The 17887-nt window shown below is 62.2% G+C and carries 17 protein-coding genes, 1 tRNA gene and 2 pseudogenes; 5 read left to right on the top strand and 15 right to left on the bottom strand.

Going from position 1 to position 17887, the window contains the following annotated elements; genetic code table 11:
• On the top strand, positions 1-47 hold a 47-nt coding region (locus tag SO156_RS43960; protein WP_498539180.1), incomplete at its 5' end, for an SEC-C metal-binding domain-containing protein.
• A gap of 569 nt (positions 48-616) precedes the next feature.
• On the opposite strand, the gene SO156_RS43955 is transcribed toward SO156_RS43960, so the two are convergent.
• Positions 617-877 (bottom strand): hypothetical protein, encoded by a 261-nt coding sequence (locus SO156_RS43955; RefSeq protein WP_498539179.1) that lies wholly within the window; start codon positions 875-877, stop codon positions 617-619.
• Between the two features lie 416 nt (positions 878-1293).
• Between SO156_RS43955 and SO156_RS43950 the strand changes: the two genes are divergently transcribed.
• A complete protein-coding gene (locus SO156_RS43950; RefSeq protein ID WP_498539178.1) occupies positions 1294-1527 on the top strand; it encodes a hypothetical protein in 234 nt (77 codons plus the stop codon).
• Between the two features lie 191 nt (positions 1528-1718).
• Complete coding sequence (locus tag SO156_RS43945) at positions 1719-1886, top strand: hypothetical protein (protein ID WP_498539177.1); 168 nt, start codon at positions 1719-1721, stop codon at positions 1884-1886.
• Between the two features lie 352 nt (positions 1887-2238).
• On the opposite strand, the gene SO156_RS43940 is transcribed toward SO156_RS43945, so the two are convergent.
• From SO156_RS43940 to SO156_RS43905, 8 genes and pseudogenes are all read right to left on the bottom strand, one after another.
• On the bottom strand, positions 2239-2472 hold the full coding sequence (locus SO156_RS43940) for a hypothetical protein (RefSeq protein WP_498539176.1): 234 nt from the start codon (positions 2470-2472) through the stop codon (positions 2239-2241).
• 657 nt (positions 2473-3129) lie between these two features.
• A pseudogene (locus SO156_RS43935) lies at positions 3130-3275 on the bottom strand (SOS response-associated peptidase); the annotation flags it as partial.
• A 71-nt stretch (positions 3276-3346) separates the two neighbouring features.
• Complete coding sequence (locus tag SO156_RS43930) at positions 3347-3505, bottom strand: hypothetical protein (RefSeq protein WP_498539175.1); 159 nt, start codon at positions 3503-3505, stop codon at positions 3347-3349.
• A gap of 255 nt (positions 3506-3760) precedes the next feature.
• Positions 3761-4175: pseudogene (locus tag SO156_RS43925) on the bottom strand (hypothetical protein).
• 94 nt (positions 4176-4269) lie between these two features.
• Positions 4270-4713 (bottom strand): hypothetical protein, encoded by a 444-nt coding sequence (locus SO156_RS43920; RefSeq protein ID WP_498539174.1) that lies wholly within the window; start codon positions 4711-4713, stop codon positions 4270-4272.
• Positions 4714-4810: 97 nt separating this feature from the next.
• Positions 4811-4886, bottom strand: a tRNA-Lys gene (locus tag SO156_RS43915).
• A 328-nt stretch (positions 4887-5214) separates the two neighbouring features.
• Complete coding sequence (locus SO156_RS43910) at positions 5215-7884, bottom strand: glycosyltransferase (RefSeq protein ID WP_458145336.1); 2670 nt, start codon at positions 7882-7884, stop codon at positions 5215-5217.
• A gap of 229 nt (positions 7885-8113) precedes the next feature.
• The gene (locus SO156_RS43905; protein ID WP_027527963.1) at positions 8114-8692 is read right to left on the bottom strand and encodes a hypothetical protein; all 579 of its coding nucleotides are present in this window, start codon (positions 8690-8692) and stop codon (positions 8114-8116) included.
• A gap of 337 nt (positions 8693-9029) precedes the next feature.
• Here SO156_RS43905 and SO156_RS43900 point away from each other — a divergent pair, with 337 nt between their 5' ends.
• Entirely contained in the window at positions 9030-10589 is a 1560-nt protein-coding gene (locus SO156_RS43900; protein WP_458145335.1) for a glycoside hydrolase family 17 protein, read from the top strand.
• Here SO156_RS43900 and SO156_RS43895 read toward each other — a convergent pair.
• Together SO156_RS43895 and SO156_RS43890 are read right to left on the bottom strand one after the other, a co-directional pair.
• Positions 10549-10929, bottom strand: a complete 381-nt coding sequence (locus SO156_RS43895) for a hypothetical protein (protein ID WP_458145334.1) — start codon at positions 10927-10929, stop codon at positions 10549-10551. The genes SO156_RS43900 and SO156_RS43895 overlap by 41 nt on opposite strands.
• Before the next feature lie 97 nt (positions 10930-11026).
• A complete protein-coding gene (locus SO156_RS43890) occupies positions 11027-12439 on the bottom strand; it encodes a hypothetical protein (RefSeq protein ID WP_498539173.1) in 1413 nt (470 codons plus the stop codon).
• 183 nt (positions 12440-12622) lie between these two features.
• On the opposite strand from SO156_RS43890, the gene glmU reads away from it, so the two are divergent.
• Positions 12623-13975: a bifunctional UDP-N-acetylglucosamine diphosphorylase/glucosamine-1-phosphate N-acetyltransferase GlmU gene (gene glmU, locus SO156_RS43885; protein ID WP_458145332.1), complete on the top strand. Its 1353-nt coding sequence runs from the start codon at positions 12623-12625 to the stop codon at positions 13973-13975.
• A gap of 9 nt (positions 13976-13984) precedes the next feature.
• Here the strand turns inward: glmU and SO156_RS43880 are convergent, their stop codons facing one another.
• The 4 genes from SO156_RS43880 to SO156_RS43865 form a co-directional block, all read right to left on the bottom strand.
• A complete protein-coding gene (locus SO156_RS43880; RefSeq protein ID WP_498539172.1) occupies positions 13985-15568 on the bottom strand; it encodes a metallophosphoesterase in 1584 nt (527 codons plus the stop codon).
• Between the two features lie 169 nt (positions 15569-15737).
• Entirely contained in the window at positions 15738-16751 is a 1014-nt protein-coding gene (locus SO156_RS43875; protein WP_498539171.1) for a hypothetical protein, read from the bottom strand.
• Between the two features lie 4 nt (positions 16752-16755).
• Entirely contained in the window at positions 16756-17178 is a 423-nt protein-coding gene (locus tag SO156_RS43870) for a hypothetical protein (RefSeq protein WP_498539170.1), read from the bottom strand.
• A gap of 213 nt (positions 17179-17391) precedes the next feature.
• The gene (locus SO156_RS43865; RefSeq protein WP_498539169.1) at positions 17392-17610 is read right to left on the bottom strand and encodes a hypothetical protein; all 219 of its coding nucleotides are present in this window, start codon (positions 17608-17610) and stop codon (positions 17392-17394) included.
• Positions 17611-17887 lie beyond the last annotated feature (277 nt).

The following is a 17887-nucleotide window of genomic DNA, read 5'->3' as shown; positions in this document are numbered from 1 at the left end:
CATGCGGATCAGGCAAGAAATACAAGAAATGCTGCGGACTCAATTAGCCGCAGCCGCGGTGCTCACCGGAGGGTTACTGCCGGGCGGCAGTTGAGCTAGATCAACGAATAGGCAGAAATCGGGAAAAACTGGTAACGCCAATGCTGAGCGTTCGCGACGGCATTAGCGTTCTATCTGTTCGCCTTTAGTCCGATCTCGAGCGTTCGCGAATGCGAAAACGGGAAAAAGTGGCAATGGGTTGAACCGTAGCCTAATTCAACCAGACTAATTGGTACCGGGATTTTTGCATCATCCCCACCCGGGGCTGGAACGCCGCCGTCCGCGATACATTTAAGCGGGCGGCGTTTTTGCTTCTATCTGTAAATGAGGAGCGGCCCCGGCGCTTGGGGCTGGCAGAAACGCCAGGGCCGTCCACATGCACGGCCGGCCGCCGTTCGCACCGAAATCACTATGTCGGGAAAGATAGGCAGGAACGAGATGTCTTAATCTGCTTCTGCGGATTTAAGCAACACCGCAAGCAGGCGAGCGAGAGTTGACACGTTTTGTTCTCTTACAACCGACAAAGCACATTCAGGTTGTGTGCGCTGAGAACCAAAGAAGATCGAACGGGGGCTTGTTATCGATTGGCTGGCTCTGTCTTCAAGAGCCGCACATACGTGCCGCTCTCATGCAGCTCGAGCCAACCGCTTTCGACCGCGTGCTTGATCCCGGCGCCGAACTCCTCGCCGCTGGCCTTCAGCGTGTAGAGGAACGGCGCGTTGATCTTCTCGATATGGATGCGGCCGTCCTGCACGGGCTCGATGCCGCTGGCGATCTCGACGAGCTTGCGCGCTGCAGCTTCCGGGTTGGCGAAGGGACGTTCGGCGGTGAGCTTCATGCAGCGGATGCACCGCGTTGGCTGGGGCACTGGGCCTGAGCCCGGTCAAGGTCCTGCCACGCCAGAGCGACACGCAACCACTTTAAGCGGTCAATTGCGCACGTAGCGGCTACGGCGTTGCGCATCGCCTCTTCGGCTTCGATTCGCGGATCAGCATCTTGGCTCATCCTGCCCCTATAGCTGGTACAGCTTAATGGCCGACGAATAAACACAGCCGGGAAACTACGGCCGTAGGAGTTCGAGAATGGCGTCGCGCGTTCCGGCCTATCAGGCCCAGTTTGGCACGACGTTCAATGCGCTTGCGCCGCATCGCAAACTGGCCATCCCGGGGCGGTGATGAGCGGGCGCACCGGCTCTTTGATGGCTTCGCGAATCGCTCTATCGTTCTCGCATTGTCAACACTTTGGGGGTTCGATATGGACGACGTTAAAGCTGCTATCGAACAAACGACCGATGCAATGGGCGCCCCTCCGGAAGCGCCGAAGCCTGAGACGAAGAAAGTCCGGCACGCCGCAAAGAAAGTCGCTAAGAAGGTCGGGTCGAAGAAGAGGGTCGGTAAGAAGGCCAAGAAGTCAGTCAAGAAATCCGCAAAGAAAGCGCCCAAGAAGGCGAAAGCCAAGAAAAAGAAGACAAAGAAAGCGAAGCGCTGAGGTCAAACGAAAACCTCCTGACGAGCGTCGGGAGGTTTTTTGCTTTCGTCTCTTAGAAGGCGAGTCCGCATCTCGGCGAAGATCATCGCTCGGCTGTGACAAAAAGTGAATTAGAAGAATAGCGCCTTCGCCTAGCAGAGCGGAGTTGCTCGCTAAAAACGCTGCAATGCGGTTGAGCCACGCGGCACGCTTTGTCGCGACAAAAAACGGATCGTCATCCGGCGCTTTACGAGGACGGGCACGACCCTCAACGGCTCGACGGCGTCAACCTGCTGCCGTTCTTGAAGGGCGAGGTGCAGGAATCGCCCCGCAAGGAGTTCCTGTATTGGAGCGACGATGGCAAAGGCAACCCAATCTGATGGCGCTGCGCTTGGTAACTGGAAGGTCAGCTTCTTGGAGCAACACGCGGAGTCGATCCGAAGATGCCGGCTGGTGTCTGGCAGGGGAATTTCCTCAAGCTGCGCGTGCCCATGCTCTATAATCTCGCGCGCCGATCCGTTCGAACGTGGACCTCATGGTCAGCTCTATTCCTCATGGTTCATGCACATTCCTGTTGGTTCCTGCACAAGCCGCCGTCGGTCTGCGCCGGTCTGGTTGCCTGTCGCGAAGACTGGACGGCCGCGCTCGCGGGCGTGCACGCAGCACCAAATAGCCCGGGCGCTGGTCCGGGCTATTTGGCTAGTCGTTATCGTGATGAATGACGGTTTTCTCTCAGCTGCCGTCCTCATTCTCTTTCTTGATGACAGTCGTTCTATCCGTTTCCCGAGGCTCGCGCTCCTTGATGACAGTTGTGCGGTCCCGATCGACGGGCCGGTGCTCGCGAGACTCTCCAACTGTGACGCCGCCGCCCACTGGCCCCGCTTGAACACCAACACCAACTTCATCCGCAACCGTAGGCGTCGCAATCGCGCTCACGATCGCCGCAGCAAACAAATACTTGCGCATCCTACTCTCCTTCGATTGTCGAGTTGGAGAATGTCTGGATGCGACAATTCGTTCCCGCAAGAAACCCTAGTGTCTGACCTTCACGCAAGTTCCGAGGTTGTGAAGGCAGGCCGCGCGAAGCGCTCCGGCGCGGACACCGGCCTGCAATCTACTTCGATCCCTAGGCCGAATTCGGCTCCGCAGTAATTGGAGGTGGCCTTTGGCGGCCTTCCGCGTGACCCGAACCAGATCAGTTAGGGTGTGTGGTGACAAACGGACTTTGCCATGTCGGCGCTCACGTCCGCGCACTAGAGCGGACAATCCGGGACCGTGGCTTCGGGCCAACTGATGCAGCGCACGAGAGCAGGAATCAATCACCGCCGCCCGTTAACCCGTGTGGGCGCGAGAGCCGCGAGATCAGCGGACCGGCAGCATCAAATGCTCGTACCGCGTGCCGGGCCACATCACATAGGGGCTCGTTGGATCTGCCTTCGCCTCCGTAGATAACCATCCAACATCTTAGCGCCAGAACCGACGATCATCACGTGGGCGCCGGTCTTGATCCAATTGTTGCCGGTGATCCGGCCCATCGGCATCAGGCCGCCCGAGCTGCCGCTGCCGATCGCGTAATACCCAAAACAGACCCCTCGCGAGAGGGGCCGCAGGTAACCGAAGCTTCGTCACCATCTCGGTCCCAGTCTCGGTGTTGCGCATGACCGGCACGGGGTAGTCGGGAAACACATCGGCGCTAGGTTTCCGACGTAGCGGTTGATCACCCGAAACAAGTTGATGATCGCAGCTTGGTTGGTGGTGATGCTGTAGATTGCACATTACGCGTGGAGAGTGCCGAGAATAGCGGCAAACGCCAAAATCGAGGCCGACTTGCAGCATAGTCTTACTTCTTGAGAATGCCGATATCGGTGTTGCCCAGGTTTTTCATGGCGCGTTCGGCGGCGGGCGTATCGACCGCGTTGTCATGCGAGGGCGGAGGCTGAGTAACCGAGGAAGCATCCACGTCGCCGCCGGTCGCTGAGTGGCTGAGCGCGTTGCCCACGTTGGGACCCGAGGAGCCCGCAGTGCCGCTTATGGTATGCCCGGTCGATAGGGCGCCGCCCGCATAGCCTGGGAGCCGGTGGCCGCAGTTCCGCTCGCCGCCGAGCCGCCACTGCTCGATCCGCCCGCACTCTGGGCCAAGGCGAGCGAAGAGCCCCCAACGAGTAAGATCAAGATAAGGGCGATGTGGTTCACAGAGCAGTCCTCGAAATGAATAACCGCTCAATGAGTTGCACGTCCGATTGTTCCGGAGGGCCTATCGCTCCTCCGGCCACCACATTGATGGTGGATCGCTCGCCGAAATCTTGGTGCGCCGAGGCGCGACCAGATCGCTCCGCTTGTACGGATAGCCGCGCACTTGCGAGCAGTCCTTGCACCGCATGTAACGCTCCAGCTCATGGATCGGCGTCGTCTTCGGCCGACGCACGATGTCGAGCGCAACGGTCTGATGCGTATCGCAGCCGAGACAGCGGACCTCAAGATATAGGTAACCCGCACTGAGTGCATCACCCCAGGGTAGGCAAGGGGTGCGCTGGTCCTTTGAAGGCCAGCATGCGCTTGGTCCAGGCTTCGCAGGCGAGCCTGTCGGCCTCCTGCCGGGCCGCGGCGGCCCGTTCGGCGGCCATTCGGACGGATGAACCGTAGAGCCTATCGCGTGATTTGGTGCCCATGGCGCGGGAGAATGCGCCGGGCAGGGATGGGCTCACAAGCCGCTAGACCTTGCGGCCGGCCCAAGAACTGACGGCTCCCCCTGAGATGCCGATCTCACCGATAACGTGTCGTCTCGATAGGTGTAGACGGATCAGCGTCGTCGCTATCCAGCGGGTACCCGCGCTCAGCAAGTTCAGCAGGACTAAGGCCAAGCGCCTCGACAGCCTTGGGATTATAAGCCATTCGACCGGAAATCCGATGAAGAACAAACAGGCTGACTTCCGCTTCATTTTCGATCTGCATAGCGTCCCCTTGGGATTTCGGCAGGAGGGGATGTACGCGGCAAACTTTATAAATCAATGATGGTCGCTCCATCACCGGGACTCCCGTTGGCTCGCCTTGCGTTTCTTCGCGGGCCGCTGTCTTCGCAGGGGGTGCCTTGGCTGTCTGCGGCCGCTTGGCCGGCTTGGCAGTCTCGTCGGAGGCTGGGCTCTGGCGCAGCGCATCCATCAGAATGATGACGTTGTTGATGACGTTGCCGGGGGCTGGCTTCTTCACTGCCGATGTCTTGTGGCCCCGGTTGTGGCCCCAAGCAAAAAAGTGCCTCCAAGTGCAAATCCTAGCCCATATAAGTCTTTGTTTTGTTTGGTTTATTTGGTGAGCGCGCTGGGGCTCGAACCCAGGACCCCGTGATTAAAAGTCACGTGCTCTACCGGCTGAGCTACGCGCTCCCATGGCCGATTGATGGCTTCGCGGATCGGTCGCCATCACCTTCGGACATTCGAGAAGCATGTCTTGCCGCAACGTAAACGCGCGTCGCGGGGAAAACCGGCAGGCTGTTTCCGGATCATGCTTTCGGCCCGCGCTGTGTAGGGTGAGCGGCCGCTGAGGTCAATAGTGGGCGCAGTCGCCGAAGATCGCGGCAGGCGCGGGGATTTTCGCGCCCATTCCGTGATTTAGGCCGGAATGTTCGACCCACCGACGAGCGTCGTCCACCTCAAAGAGCGGATGACTTCCAATCCAGGGGTCCTCGACCGCAGGCCGAACTGCTGCGCCGGGTCAGTTCGCCTCGCGGCGGACCTCGCTGGCGACCTGCTGCGAGGAACCGGCGGGGCTCGGCAGCGCGACAGGGCGCAGGCCGATCAGCTCGGCGGCGCGCACGGCGCTGTCGCGCCAGAACTGGAAGGAGTTGATGCGGCTGAGCTCGAGTATGGCGATCGCGACCGCGGCCAGGAACGGCAGGCTTTGCAGCACCAGGACGCCGGCGAAGATGTAGATCTCGGTGATCTGCCGGAAGCTGTTGGAGGCGACGAGCACGCCGGCGCCAATCAGCAGCAGGGCGCCGATCACAGCTTCCCAGAATGCCTGGAACTCGATCGACATCCGCGACAGGCCGCCCTTGGAGGTGCGGGCGAAGGCGAGATGCTCGGTAATCAGACCTTGGGCGACCGCACGCGACACCGTCCACTGCACGCTCATTGCCGCGATCATGGCGCCCAGCATCTGGCCGGGCTTCACCGCAACGCGCAGGCGATACATCGACAGGAAGTGCGCGAGCGAGACGACGAAGGCGGCGATGATCGGCAGCGTCAGGATCTTGTCGGGGATCGCAATGTCGGCGAAGGCGACGATCGGTACCCAGACGAGGTTGAGAAGGGCAACGACGACGCCGAGGCTTTCCGCGCCCAGCCAGTTCAGCCAGCCGAGGCCATATTCGCGCTTCTGGTCCTGCGTCAGCCGGCTTGCGCCGGGCAGGAAGCGCCGCCAGTGTTTCTTCACGATCTGGAAGCCGCCATAGGCCCAGCGGTGGCGCTGCTTCTTGAAGGCCTCGTAAGTGTCGGGCAACAGGCCCTGGCCGTAGCGATGGCGGGTGTAGTGTGTGGTCCAGCCAAGCTCCTGGATTGCAAGGCCGAGATCGCTGTCTTCGCAGATGGTGTCGCTCGACCAGCCGCCGGCCATGTCCATCGCGGCGCGACGGATCAGGCACATCGTGCCGTGCACGATGACGGCATTGAACTCATTGCGCTGGACCATGCCGATGTCGAAGAAGCCGGCATATTCGCCGTTCATGATGTAGTGCATGATCGACAAATCTTCGTCGCGGTGGTCCTGCGGCGCCTGCACGAGGCCGACGCGCGGATCGGCGAAGGCCGGCACGAGATCCTTCAACCAGTCGGGATCGACGACATAGTCGGCGTCGAGAATGCCGATGATCTCGGCGTCCGCTGCGGTGCGGTCCATGGCGATGCGCAGCGCGCCGGCCTTGAAACCCTGCACCTTCTCGGCGTTGATGAACTTGAAACGTTCGCCGAGCGCGCGGCAGTGATCCTGAATCGGCTGCCAGAAGGCGGGATCGGGCGTGTTGTTGATGATGACCACACACTCGTAGTTCGGGTAGTTCAGCCGCGCCAGTGCATCGAGCGTTTGCTTGAGCATGTCGACCGGCTCGTAATAGGCGGGGATGTGGATCGAGACCTTCGGGAAGTAGTTCTCGGGCACGCCTTCGACCGGCTTGTCCTTGGCGAGCAGCCGGCGCGGCGGCCGGCCGAAGGCGACCGCGGCGATCTCCTCGATCCGCGCCATCGCGATGAGAACCAGCGGAACGAGCAGGATCATGCCGAGCGTCAGCGCGAAGGCCGAGCCGAACAGGAAATAGTGCCCGGCCCAATAAGCGAACACGGTCGCGACCCAGGCGCCAACGCCGTTCGCGGTCGCCGACAGCAGGAACGCCTGCCTGGGGGTGGGCTGCTCCAGCCGCAGGATCGGCAGGGACAGCAGGATGCCGACCAGCAGTGCGATGGTCATCAGCTTCCAGTAGTCGGGGTTCTCGACCGGGCCGGTCCACGAAAACTTCGGCTCGCGGTTGGCATTGAGGATGCCCCAATACGGACCTACGCCGCCTTCGAAGAACTTCCAGGGCTGATCGATCGCCTCGACGATGTTGTATTCCATGCCGAGGGCTTCGGCGCGGCTGACGAAGTTGCGCAACGTCAGCGCCTGCTGGAACGGACCGGGATCGGCGTTGCGCAAATTGTAGCCCGCGCTCGGCCAGCCGAATTCGGCGATCACGATGCGCTTGCCGGGGAACAGGTTACGCAGCAGGTTGTAGCGGTCGACGGCCTGATCCACCGCCTGGTCCGAGCGGAAATTTTCCCAATAGGGCAGCACGTGAGCGGCGATGAAGTCGACGTTGGAGGCTAGGTCCGGATTGTCGCGCCAGATGTTCCAGATCTCGCCGGTCGTGACGGGCACGCGAACCGCGCTCCTGACCTTCTTGATCATGTCGATCAAGTCTTCAACCTTCTGCTCGCCGCGGTAGATCACCTCGTTGCCGACGACGACGCCGATCACGTTGCTGTTCTTGCGGGCGAGGTTGATGGCAGCCTCGATCTCGCGCTGGTTACGCTCGTCGTTCTTGTCGATCCAGGCGCCGACCATGACCTTGAGGCCGAACTCCGCCGCGATCGGCGGCACCAGCTCTACGCCGCCCGTGGACGAGTACAGGCGGATGGCGCGCGTCATGGTCGACAGCGTCTTCAGATCGGCGCGGATTTTCTCGATGGTTGGAATGTTGTCGATGTCGGGATGGGCCGATCCCTCGAACGGCGCATAGGACACGCTCGGCAACAGGCCCTTGAAGTCGGGTGCGGGCTCCTTGTCACGCAGGACTCCCCACAGCCCGGCGTGAAGCGCGGACACGAGCAACAGAACGGCGACGATGGCACGCATCGCGGCTAAACCAATCGGGGCTGAGATGGCAGGGAAGCGGATCCGACCCCGAGATCCGACCGAGTCCGCGGCAAACGGAACATACCTCTGCCACGCGTTTTCACAACTGTCATGACGCCGTGTCGTTTAGCGGCATGGCCTTTTGAGGGCACCGACGATCTGAAAGCACGAGCAGTGCCAATCGCCGGTATCGCCCATCGTTCCTGAACGGCTGGTGAAGTGATCGCGGCTATTTTGGCGGGGCGGCGGGCGAGGGGCTCGCGGCAGGCGCGGGGCTTGCAGCCGGCTGCGGCGAAGTGCCGGTCGTCGGCGCGGGCGGCTGGGACGCTGCGGCCGCGGCCTGCTGCGGCTGCGCCGCCGGATTGATCCAGCAGGCGTGCACGCGGCTGTCCAGGGTTTCGGCGACCTTGGGATCGATCTGGCCGCCGAAGCGGGTCAGGCAGCGGAACGCCGCCTGGATGTGGCCGCCGGGGCAGCCGAAGCGGTCGTAGAGATCGAGATGGCGGAAGGCGGTATCGAGGTCATCCCGCCACATCAGCCGCACCACGCGGCGCCCGAGCCAGACGCATTCGGGGTTTCCAGCCGGGCCGTTGATGGCCTGGGCCGCCTCGGCGAATTCGTCGGTCCGGCGCTGGTTCTGGTTGGCGTCCTTGGCGGCATCGGCTGGCGTTGTCGCGGCCGCCTTGCCTTGATCCTGGGGAGCTCCGCTCTGGGCGAGCGCGCTTGACAGGCCGAGCAGAACGACAAGGGAGGGGACGGCAACATGCCGCAGGACCGCGTTCGTCAACTCAAGCACCCGTCGCCGCATAAATTCCCCGATCTCTCTGGCCGCCCGCGGGAGAACGCCATGGACGCGCGGTGTGATGCCGTCCAAATGGGTCTCCAATGCGGCGGAAAAGTCCCGTTGAAATGCCATGACTGGTATTTCGAATTTTGTCCAGCAAAGTCACCATGCTATGCGCCGGTCGAAGAGCCGCAGGCGAAAGGGGCGGGATGGCAGGTGCAATTGCCGCTTGTCGGCATCGGCCCCCCTTGGCAGACGGCCTGCAAGCAGGTAATCGACGGACCCTTCGCGGAGGACGGAACTGATTACTCTTCGTACGCCACTGGCGCTCTTGCTCTTATCGTTGGGTGCGATTGCTGCCGTGTGGTGGTGGCTGGCCACGCCGATCACGCTGGCGCGCGCGCCTATTGATCCCAGTTCCAAGCTGCAATGCGTCTCCTACGCGCCGTTCCGTGGCGACCAGACGCCGCTCGACCCCTCGACCCATATCGGGGCCGACCAGATCGAGCAGGATCTGCGACAGCTCAAGGACATCACCGACTGCGTTCGCACCTATTCGATCGAGAATGGGCTTGATCAGGTGCCTGCGATCGCCACCAAGGTCGGCGGGCTGAAGGTGATCCAGGGCATCTGGCTCGGCAGCAACCGCTCCAAGAACTTCTCCCAGGTCGCGACCGCAGTCCGCCTGAGCAAGGAATTCCCCGACACCGTCACCTCGCTCGTGGTCGGCAATGAGGTGCTGCTGCGCGGCGAGATGACCACGGCCGATCTCGTGGCCATCATCCGTTCGGTGAAGGCTCAGGTTGCCGTTCCCGTGACTTATGCCGATGTCTGGGAATACTGGCTCAGGAATCGCGAGGTTTACGACGCCGTCGACTTCGTCACGATCCACATCCTGCCCTATTGGGAGGATTTTCCGATCCGCGCCAAGTTCGCCGCCGCCCATCTCGAGCAGATCCGCCAGCGCATGGCGGTCGCCTTTCCCGGCAAGGAGATCCTGATCGGCGAGACCGGGTGGCCGAGCGAGGGGCGGATGCGCGAAGGCGCGCTGCCCTCGCGCACCAATCAGGCGCGCGTTGTGTCGGAGATCCTGACCCTCGCCAAGGCGCAGGGCTTTCGCGTCAACCTGATCGAGGCCTATGACCAGCCCTGGAAGCGTCAAATCGAAGGCACCGTCGGCGGCTATTGGGGGTTCATCGATTCCGTCCGCCGCCAGCTTAAGTATCCGCCAGGCGAGCCGATCAGCAATTTCCCGTACTGGAAATGGTACATGGGCGCCGGCATGGCGGTCAGCATGCTGGTGTTCGCAGTCGCAGGCCTGACGTTGCGCCGTCGGCCCTGGACGCCGCGCTTCTCGGCATGGCTCGGCGTCGGCATTTCCGCGACGTCAGCCGGCGTGCTGTTCGGAATCGCTTTCGACAAGATGTACTACGAGAGCTACGGCTGGGGCGGCTGGCTGCAATGGGGCGCGCTGCTTGCCGCCGGCGTGCTGTCGCCGATCTTCTGCGCGCAGGCGCTGGTGTCTGGACGGGGACTGCCGACCTTCCTCGATATCCTTGGTCCACGCGAGGAACGCAAATGGTCGAAGCTCACCGCGGCGCTCGGGCTGACGCTTGCGGTGACCGCGGTGATCGCAACCGAAACCGCGCTCGGCTTCGTGTTCGATCCGCGCTACCGCGATTTTCCGTTCGCCTCGCTGACCATGGCGGTGGTGCCGTTTGCGCTTCTGATGCTGAACCGCCCGCAGACCGGCTTGCGTCCGATCGCGGAGTCGGTCTTTGCCGGCCTCTTGGCGCTATCGGCGGCCTACGTGCTGATCAACGAGGGGCGCGACAATTGGCAGTCGCTGTGGACCTGCGCAATGTACCTGCTATTGGCGTTCACGCTGTGGCGGGCGCGGGCCGCGCAAAGCCCAGAATAAGCAGCGCGATCGCGATCCCCGACAACACGATGTTGTAGAGCACGATGCCGAGGCCTGCGGCGATCACGCCCAGCGTCAGCAGCACGATTGAGGGCCGCATCAGGTTCAACGTCGCGATTACCAGCGCGACGATGCCGAACACCGAGTTCTTGAACAGCACGGTCGCGGTCGCGCGCGCCTTGCACATCACGGTCTGCAGGCCGGCGTCGCAGGCGAGCGAGACTTGCGAGAACTCGATCGCGAGATAGCGCAAATAGAGCGCATAGCCGACGGTGATGAAGCCGACCACGAGCAGGAACTGCACCTGGTAGGGCGTGAGGCGGAACGGTTTCTTCTTCATGGGGCCAATATGGTCGGGAAGGTGGATGCGGGCAACAGGCAAGGCGGAGGCCGTGTGAATTTGCCTCAGAGTCTCGCGGTAACGGGCTGATCTAACTTCAGTTTTTGTTTCTGCTGAAGAACGAGGATATGGTCGATGTGGCCGTCGCCTCTTGCTTGGGCGGCGGTGCGGCCGCTGCCGGCGAGGGTGGCGGCGGCTCCTCGCGCTTGGTGCGCTTGGAAGAGTAGCTCCGTCGGTGTTGCGGCTTCTCCGGCTTGGCGGTGGCCGGCGCTGTATCGGCTTGCGGCGCAGCCTGCGGCACCGGGTCCTGGCCACTGCGCATAGACAGGCGCTGGCCGTCGAACACGCTAGTCTCGCAGGCCCGTTCGTTTTCAGTCAAACCGGCGCAGATCTTGGCAGCGGCGGCCGCATTCACCAGCGGACCGGCACCGAGGTGGAGCTGCATGCCCGCGCCGGTCTTGCTCTCCTTGATCATGATGATCGGCCGGAGGTTGGCAATCTCCGGGTTGGACTTGATCAGGCCCTGCCACAGCGTGCGCAGCCCACCGATCGAGCTGGCGCTGCCGAGATCGACTGCGAACCGGGTCTGCTGCACGGTGATAGCCGGTGCCGGCGCTTCGCTCTCAGCGGCTTCGGGCTCGGCAGCCGGAGCCGCGACCTCGGCTGGGGACGCCGCGTCGGACTTTGGCTTCTCGCCCTTTTCCGTCTTCTCTGTCTTGTCGGCTTTGTCAGCCTTCTCCGATTTGTCTGCCGTTTCCGGCTGGACCAGCTTGGATGCGGCGGGATCGGGCGGTGCCATCAGCGATTTGGACGCAACCAGCGGCATGGTTGGCGGTCCGGCAGACGGTGTTGAGGATTGCGGAACGAGCGATGCCGCCGCCGCGGTCTGGGGCGGCGGAGCTGCCTGCTGCTTGACCTGATCCTTGCTCTGTTCCTTGTTCAGTTCCCTGGCCGGCTCTTTGGCGGCGTCCACGCGCGGCTTGTCGCCCGCCACAGGCGTCGAGGCGACCGGCGCGACGTTCGGCGCGGCGGGCGAAGGCAAGGGTGTCGGCTGCGCGGTGGATGCCGCTGCGTCCTGCGGCTTTGACGCGGATGCCTGCGGGGACGTGGCCGGCGCGGCATTCTGCTTTGCGATTGCACCGGTGACGGAATCGAGCCCTTGCTCCAAAGCCGTGACGCGCGAATAGAGCCGGTCGCGATCGGTGTTGAGCGTCTCGATCGCGGAGGCCAGCCTGCGGGCTTCGCTCTGGCTCTCCCTTGTCAGCAACTGGAGCCGGTCGGCCTGGCGCGAGAGATCGGCGGCTGCGACCTGGTCGCGCCGCCACCCGAGCTGCGCCTGACTAGCCATGACTGCGATCACCACGGCGCCGACCGCCCCGACGCCCCACGAGCCGAGCCGCCACATCATGCGGCGATCGAACTCGTTCTCCTCGGCCAGGAGTCCGGCGAGAAGACCGCCGGATTCCTTGGTCTCGAAGACGCCGGCCAATGGGTCGGAATCCTTTGCCATGCTTGTTAAGCGCCCAGCCCGTCGAGCTTCCCCGAATCAATCATGGAACATTAACAGGAAAAGCGGGATGCACTTGAATTCCCGGCGTTTGCGGGGGGAGCAAAACGCCTCTATGACAACGCTTAAGGCAGCTCGCTCCGATCAGAGGCGACTCGGCCGGCACTGGAATCACTGGGGATATCGATGACCGCCCGCTCCAGCCTCACCATCGTACTCGCCGCCGGCGAAGGCACGCGCATGCGATCGAGCCTGCCCAAAGTGTTGCATCCGGTGGCGGGCCAGTCACTGCTCGCCCATGTGCTCGCGGCCGCGCCGAAAGGAACCGGCACGTCGCTCGCGGTGGTGATCGGGCCCGACCACGGAGCCGTTGCGGACGAAGCGCGGCGAATCCGGCCCGACACGCTCACCTTCGTGCAGGCCGAGCGGCTCGGCACCGCGCATGCGGTGCTGGCGGCGCGCGAGGCGATCGCGCGCGGTGCAGATGATCTTCTGATCGCGTTCGGCGACACGCCGCTGATTTCGGCCGAAACGTTCGAACGGCTGCGCGTGCCGCTCGCGAGCGGCGCAGCACTTGCCGCGCTCGGCTTTCGTGCCGCCGATCCGACGGGCTACGGCCGATTCATTGTCGAAGGCGACCGCCTGGTTGCGATCCGCGAGCACGCGGATGCGACCGCCGAAGAGCGCAAGATCACGCTGTGCAACGCCGGCGTGATGGCGCTGGATGGGCGCCGCGCGCTGGCGATCCTCGACCAGATCGGCAATGCCAACTCCAAGGGCGAATATTATCTGACGGACGCAGTCGGCGTTATCAGCGACAAGGGATGGGAGGCCGTGGTGATCGAGACCAGCGAAGACGAGGTGCGCGGCATCAACACCAAGGCGCAGCTTGCGGAAGCAGAGAGCGTGATGCAGGCACGGCTGCGGAGAGCGGCGATGGACGCCGGCGTCACGCTGATTGCGCCGGAAACCGTCTATCTCGCCGCCGACACGACGTTCGGCAAGGACGTGACGATCGAGCCCTTCGTGGTGATCGGCCCCGGCGTGTCGATCGCCGACGGAACGGTGATCCACTCCTTCTCGCATATTGTGGAGAGTTCGCTCGGCAAGAACGTCTCCATCGGACCCTATGCACGCCTGCGGCCAGGCACCTCGCTCGGCGACGGCGCGCGCATCGGCAATTTCGTGGAGACCAAGGCCGCAACGCTGGAAGCCGGCGTTAAAGTCAACCATCTCTCCTACATTGGCGATGCGACCATCGGTGCCAGCTCCAACATCGGCGCCGGCACGATCACCTGCAACTACGACGGCTTCAAGAAGCACAAGACGCTGATCGGGAAGGGCGCCTTCGTCGGCTCCAACTCCTCACTGGTCGCCCCCGTCAAAATCGGCAACGGCGCCTACATCGGCTCAGGTTCGGTCATCACGAAAGACGTGCCCGACGATGCGATGGCGCTGGAACGCAATCAGCAGACCATCCGCGAAGGTGGCGCTACGCGCTATCGCGAGATGAAGATGGGTAAGAAGACGGAGAGCTGACTCGGGCGCCTATTTGCATTGTCGGTCGCTGTGCAGGACGAATTGCCCGGGACCTTGCTCGTCCATGAACCAGGCTCGAACCTTGGGAGCGGCGCTCTCGTCGCTCATGGTGATTACGCCATAGCAGGCTGGCAATTGCTCCAGCCGCATGGTGTGGAGAGCTTCCTGCGGCGATTTGCCGTCCAGTCGGCTCCGAAAGCCCTCCTCGTCGATTAGCCGCTGGAAAGCTCCCGTATTGGCAATGGTGACGCTGAAGAGATCGTTGAGTGCGATCGATCGTGCATCCTCATACTGGTGGGTGTGACCGTAGATGAAGTAGCGTACCGCGCGGAATTGCTTCTGACGATTTCTCAGATGACGGGCGAGGATCTTGTCCTTGGCGTCGAGCGCGTACAGCACCGCAGAGCCAAGTTGCGCTTCGATACAGTACTTCTGGTTCCTGTCCGCGCCGAGATCGCAGAGGTGGAGCACGGCCTCATCCGGCAGTTGCGATGCATCATGCGCCATTTGCGCGAGTTGAGCCTTGGTCGCCCTGGCCTCGGCACTGTCGCCGGAAATCTGGCCGCGCAACGGGTCGTCGGCGTTCAGCGCATTGAGGAACAGATCCGCTCCCAGATCGCGCGCGTAACGGATATTCCACTCAGGCTTTCTGTCTGGAGGCGCGCCAAGCATGATCGCCGCCTGTTTCGAAGATGCATCCCAGAGATTGAAGAGAATGAAGCGAGCCGAGTCGGCGGCGGTCCCGAGCCGCCCGCGTTCGGCCGCCCTGATGCTCACGCCGACCGACTCCGGCATCAGATTGTCGATGATCTCGTAGCTGTGCTCTTCCTCGTTGAACAGCTTTTGCACGAAGAGTTCGCCCCAGGGGCGCACGACGTAATCGATGCCGTTGATCTTCTCGACGATATCAGGCCAGTTGTCGTATCCGTTGACGTCCAGTCCGATCTGGTGGCCGTGTTCGGCAACAACCTTTCCTGCCGGAGAGCTCCAGATGCCGCTGGTCACGAGTTCGATCCGACCACTGTCCGCATGAAGAGCTGCGCCGATCGGTCGCCAGACCTGTTCGTAGCGCAGCGTCGAGTCATGGTTGCCCGGGATAAGATGCAGGCGATTCTCTCCACGTTCGGCGAACGCGCGCAGGAGCGCGAGTTCTTCGTCGTGCGCCTTGGCAACGATCCCGGAAAGCTTTCCCATTTCCTCGAGCGTGCAGCCGAAATTGGCGCCCATTCCAGTGCATGTAATGTCCGGCGGCGGCTGCCAGAGCTCCAGAAAATCCCCGACGATCACGAGATCGACCTTCTCGTGACCTTCCGTCGACAGTGCCTTCAGGAAGCCCTCGAGAGCGCGAGGCCATCGGAAGTCCTCGGTCGGATCCCAGGACCCGTCGGCTTTCTTGCCAATCCCGAAGTGAAGGTCGCTGATGAAGGCGAGGTAGCGTCCTTCGGGGGACGGCGCTTGATAGGCCGCGGTCGCGACGGCGGCGCTGTCCGTTTGTGCCGTCGTTTGAGTCTGGCTGGACGCGAAGGCGACGCTTCCCAGCCAAAATGCAAGGGCAAGGCCGGATCCCCAAATGCTACTATTTCTGGTCATCATGAGCGGCCACCTGACTTAGGGTTTATCGCAGAGCGGCGTGTTGGGATTTCCCAACAGCACGTATTCCAGGCCCATCTCGCGAAAGTTCCGTTTGGCGTCCTCTTCCAGCCGGTGGGCGGTCCTCGCAATGGCCGCAGCGAAGAGGTCGCCAACGGTTGGCTTGGCGCCTTTACGAACGTCCTCGATGGCTTGCGGAAACTCCAGCGCAAGCCGCGTGCCATAGGTTGCAGGGACGGGAAATGGTGAAGCGATCAGCGTGTCCACGCCGCGCTCGTTGAATCGTTGCACGAAGGTGGTGTCGTAACTCGCCGTAGCGACGGAGCAGGCGGCAAAGACTGCGACACTGCCGCCTGGAAAGCGGCGGGTGACGTTTTGACGAATGACGCGCTGCGCCTCCCGTCTGCCAGGCAAAGATCGACTTCTTGCGGTTCGCTCGCCCATCGACAAACACGACGAAGCTGCCGGCGGGCGTATCGAAAATATGGAAAGCGGCCGACGCGAACCTTGACGAGTTGGTCTCTTCCAGCTCGAGCGAAATACGAAGCAGTTGGTCGAGCCCGCTGTATTGTTGCAGCCTCTGCCCCGACGCCTCGGACTGGCAGGCTGGAGAAGGATCACCCGGTTTGGCCGTCGCCACCCATCGGACGAGATGATCTAGGGGGAAACCGCTCTCGTTCAGAATGGCGAGGACGATGGCGAAGCAGCCCGCGGCTTCGGTATGAAACTTGAAGCGCATCGCGCCGGCCGCTGCCCTGGCCGAGAACGTCGGCAAGGTCGTAGCCCCGGCCGCATAGCGCTTCTCCTCCTCTGTGTTCGGACTACGGATCCGCTCCAGATCAGCCTCAAGAGGGAGATCGACTTGGTTGGGCGCGTCGAAGCGCAAGCCGGTTCCCTCGGACAGCAGAGGCTTGATTTTGAGTTGGAGCGTCTTCCACTTGGGATCGGCCAATATCTCGCTGATGGCGGGATCGACGAACGTGCTGCGGACGGCCGCGGCGCGGAGGTCTGCATAGTTGAAAGCGGAGATGTCGAGCGCAAACGTGTAGGTGTTGCCGACCGTCAGCGTCTCGGGGGCAAACTCATCCTGGTATTCAAACCAGCTGTTCCAATAGGCCGACAGTTTCCGAAGTGGCTCAGAGACCGGTGTCGCCGATGGCGAAGGAGTCGGCGTCGCCGATGGCAAAGGACTAGGTGTCGGAGGGGGGCCGGCGGTCTGCCCACTTGATGGCTCCGAGCTTGGAAGATCGATCGACACCTGTGTCGGTAACAGCAGATGCAGATACCAAGCAAATACAGACAGTATCGACGTCGCAGCCAGAACGGCGAAAACGGGGGGGGAGCAGGAGCGAAGCCTCGCGCTTCGCTAGGTAAAGCAGCGCTAATGCCGCCAACCAGAATGCGTCGATCAAGAGCAGCCAGATGAACAGGACCCGCATTAGATACAGGACAATGAAAGGCGGCGTTCCGCGGAATTCGATGATACCGAAGTAAATGAGCCCGATGACCGCGAAAGCCGCAAGATTGAAGGCAAGCAGCAATCCCAACTGAAATGTGCGCTTGCTCTGGTCGCGATGACGAGATTCCGGTTCGGGAAGAGATGCTTGTGTCATCTTCCGCCTCAACCAGTTGAGGTAAGAATAAATCAATAATTGCGACTATGCCGCAACTTAAGGATGAAGCAAGGGGAATTCGCCGCCCCGGAGACAATTTCGGCAGGCTCCAGCATAGGCCCGGGGGCGCAGCCGGCCGTCCGTCAGACCGTGAGGGGGCGCCGCGCGCGATCGCGAGATCAAGACGGAAAAGCAGGCGAAAGCCGGCCCGCGCTATTCGTCCTCGGCGAATTCCGAGAAGATCGCACGGGTCAGGCGCCAGCCGCGCGGCTTGGCGCGCTTCACCGGCTCGCCGGTCGGATGCTTGACGAAGACGGGCTTGCTTTCCTTGCCGCGCTGGGGCGGCGGCCAATGCGCCAGATGCGTGCCCGCGGTCTCGCTCGCGCGCAAGTAAATCGACGACAGACCCTTGCGGTCGGATGAGCCTCTCATGGCGTTATCTCCTGCGCCGGAATCGTTGGCCAAACTTGTTGACAGCAAGTTAATGCGCGGGGTTAAAGGCCAGCCAATTCGCGGCACGTTAGGGCTACCGCCATTTGGTGCTGTCGCAATCCGCAATAATTCTTGAGTATCTGGTTCCTTGCGAGTTTCGATAAAAACCGATCGCGTCGTTTTGGCGATTTTTCGACGATTTGGGGGATATTGATCCGCATGTGCGGGATTGTCGGCATTCTCGGGCGCGAACCGGTTGCAGAGCAATTGGTGGATT

It is taken from the genome of Bradyrhizobium sp. UFLA05-125 (assembly GCF_059803515.1).
The sequence above is the reverse complement of the archived record's forward strand: the minus strand, read 5'-3'. Positions and strand labels throughout refer to the sequence as shown.

Coding starts and splice junctions, on each gene's coding strand:
- SO156_RS43865 (WP_498539169.1), bottom strand. CDS start 17,610: ATGAGAGGCTCATCCGACCGCAAGGGTCTGTCGTCGATTTACTTGCGC.
- SO156_RS43940 (WP_498539176.1), bottom strand. CDS start 2,472: ATGCGCAAGTATTTGTTTGCTGCGGCGATCGTGAGCGCGATTGCGACG.
- SO156_RS43895 (WP_458145334.1), bottom strand. CDS start 10,929: ATGAAGAAGAAACCGTTCCGCCTCACGCCCTACCAGGTGCAGTTCCTG.
- SO156_RS43880 (WP_498539172.1), bottom strand. CDS start 15,568: ATGATGACCAGAAATAGTAGCATTTGGGGATCCGGCCTTGCCCTTGCA.
- glmU (WP_458145332.1), top strand. CDS start 12,623: ATGACCGCCCGCTCCAGCCTCACCATCGTACTCGCCGCCGGCGAAGGC.
- SO156_RS43870 (WP_498539170.1), bottom strand. CDS start 17,178: ATGACACAAGCATCTCTTCCCGAACCGGAATCTCGTCATCGCGACCAG.
- SO156_RS43955 (WP_498539179.1), bottom strand. CDS start 877: ATGAAGCTCACCGCCGAACGTCCCTTCGCCAACCCGGAAGCTGCAGCG.
- SO156_RS43905 (WP_027527963.1), bottom strand. CDS start 8,692: ATGCGGCGACGGGTGCTTGAGTTGACGAACGCGGTCCTGCGGCATGTT.
- SO156_RS43910 (WP_458145336.1), bottom strand. CDS start 7,884: ATGCGTGCCATCGTCGCCGTTCTGTTGCTCGTGTCCGCGCTTCACGCC.
- SO156_RS43950 (WP_498539178.1), top strand. CDS start 1,294: ATGGACGACGTTAAAGCTGCTATCGAACAAACGACCGATGCAATGGGC.
- SO156_RS43890 (WP_498539173.1), bottom strand. CDS start 12,439: ATGGCAAAGGATTCCGACCCATTGGCCGGCGTCTTCGAGACCAAGGAA.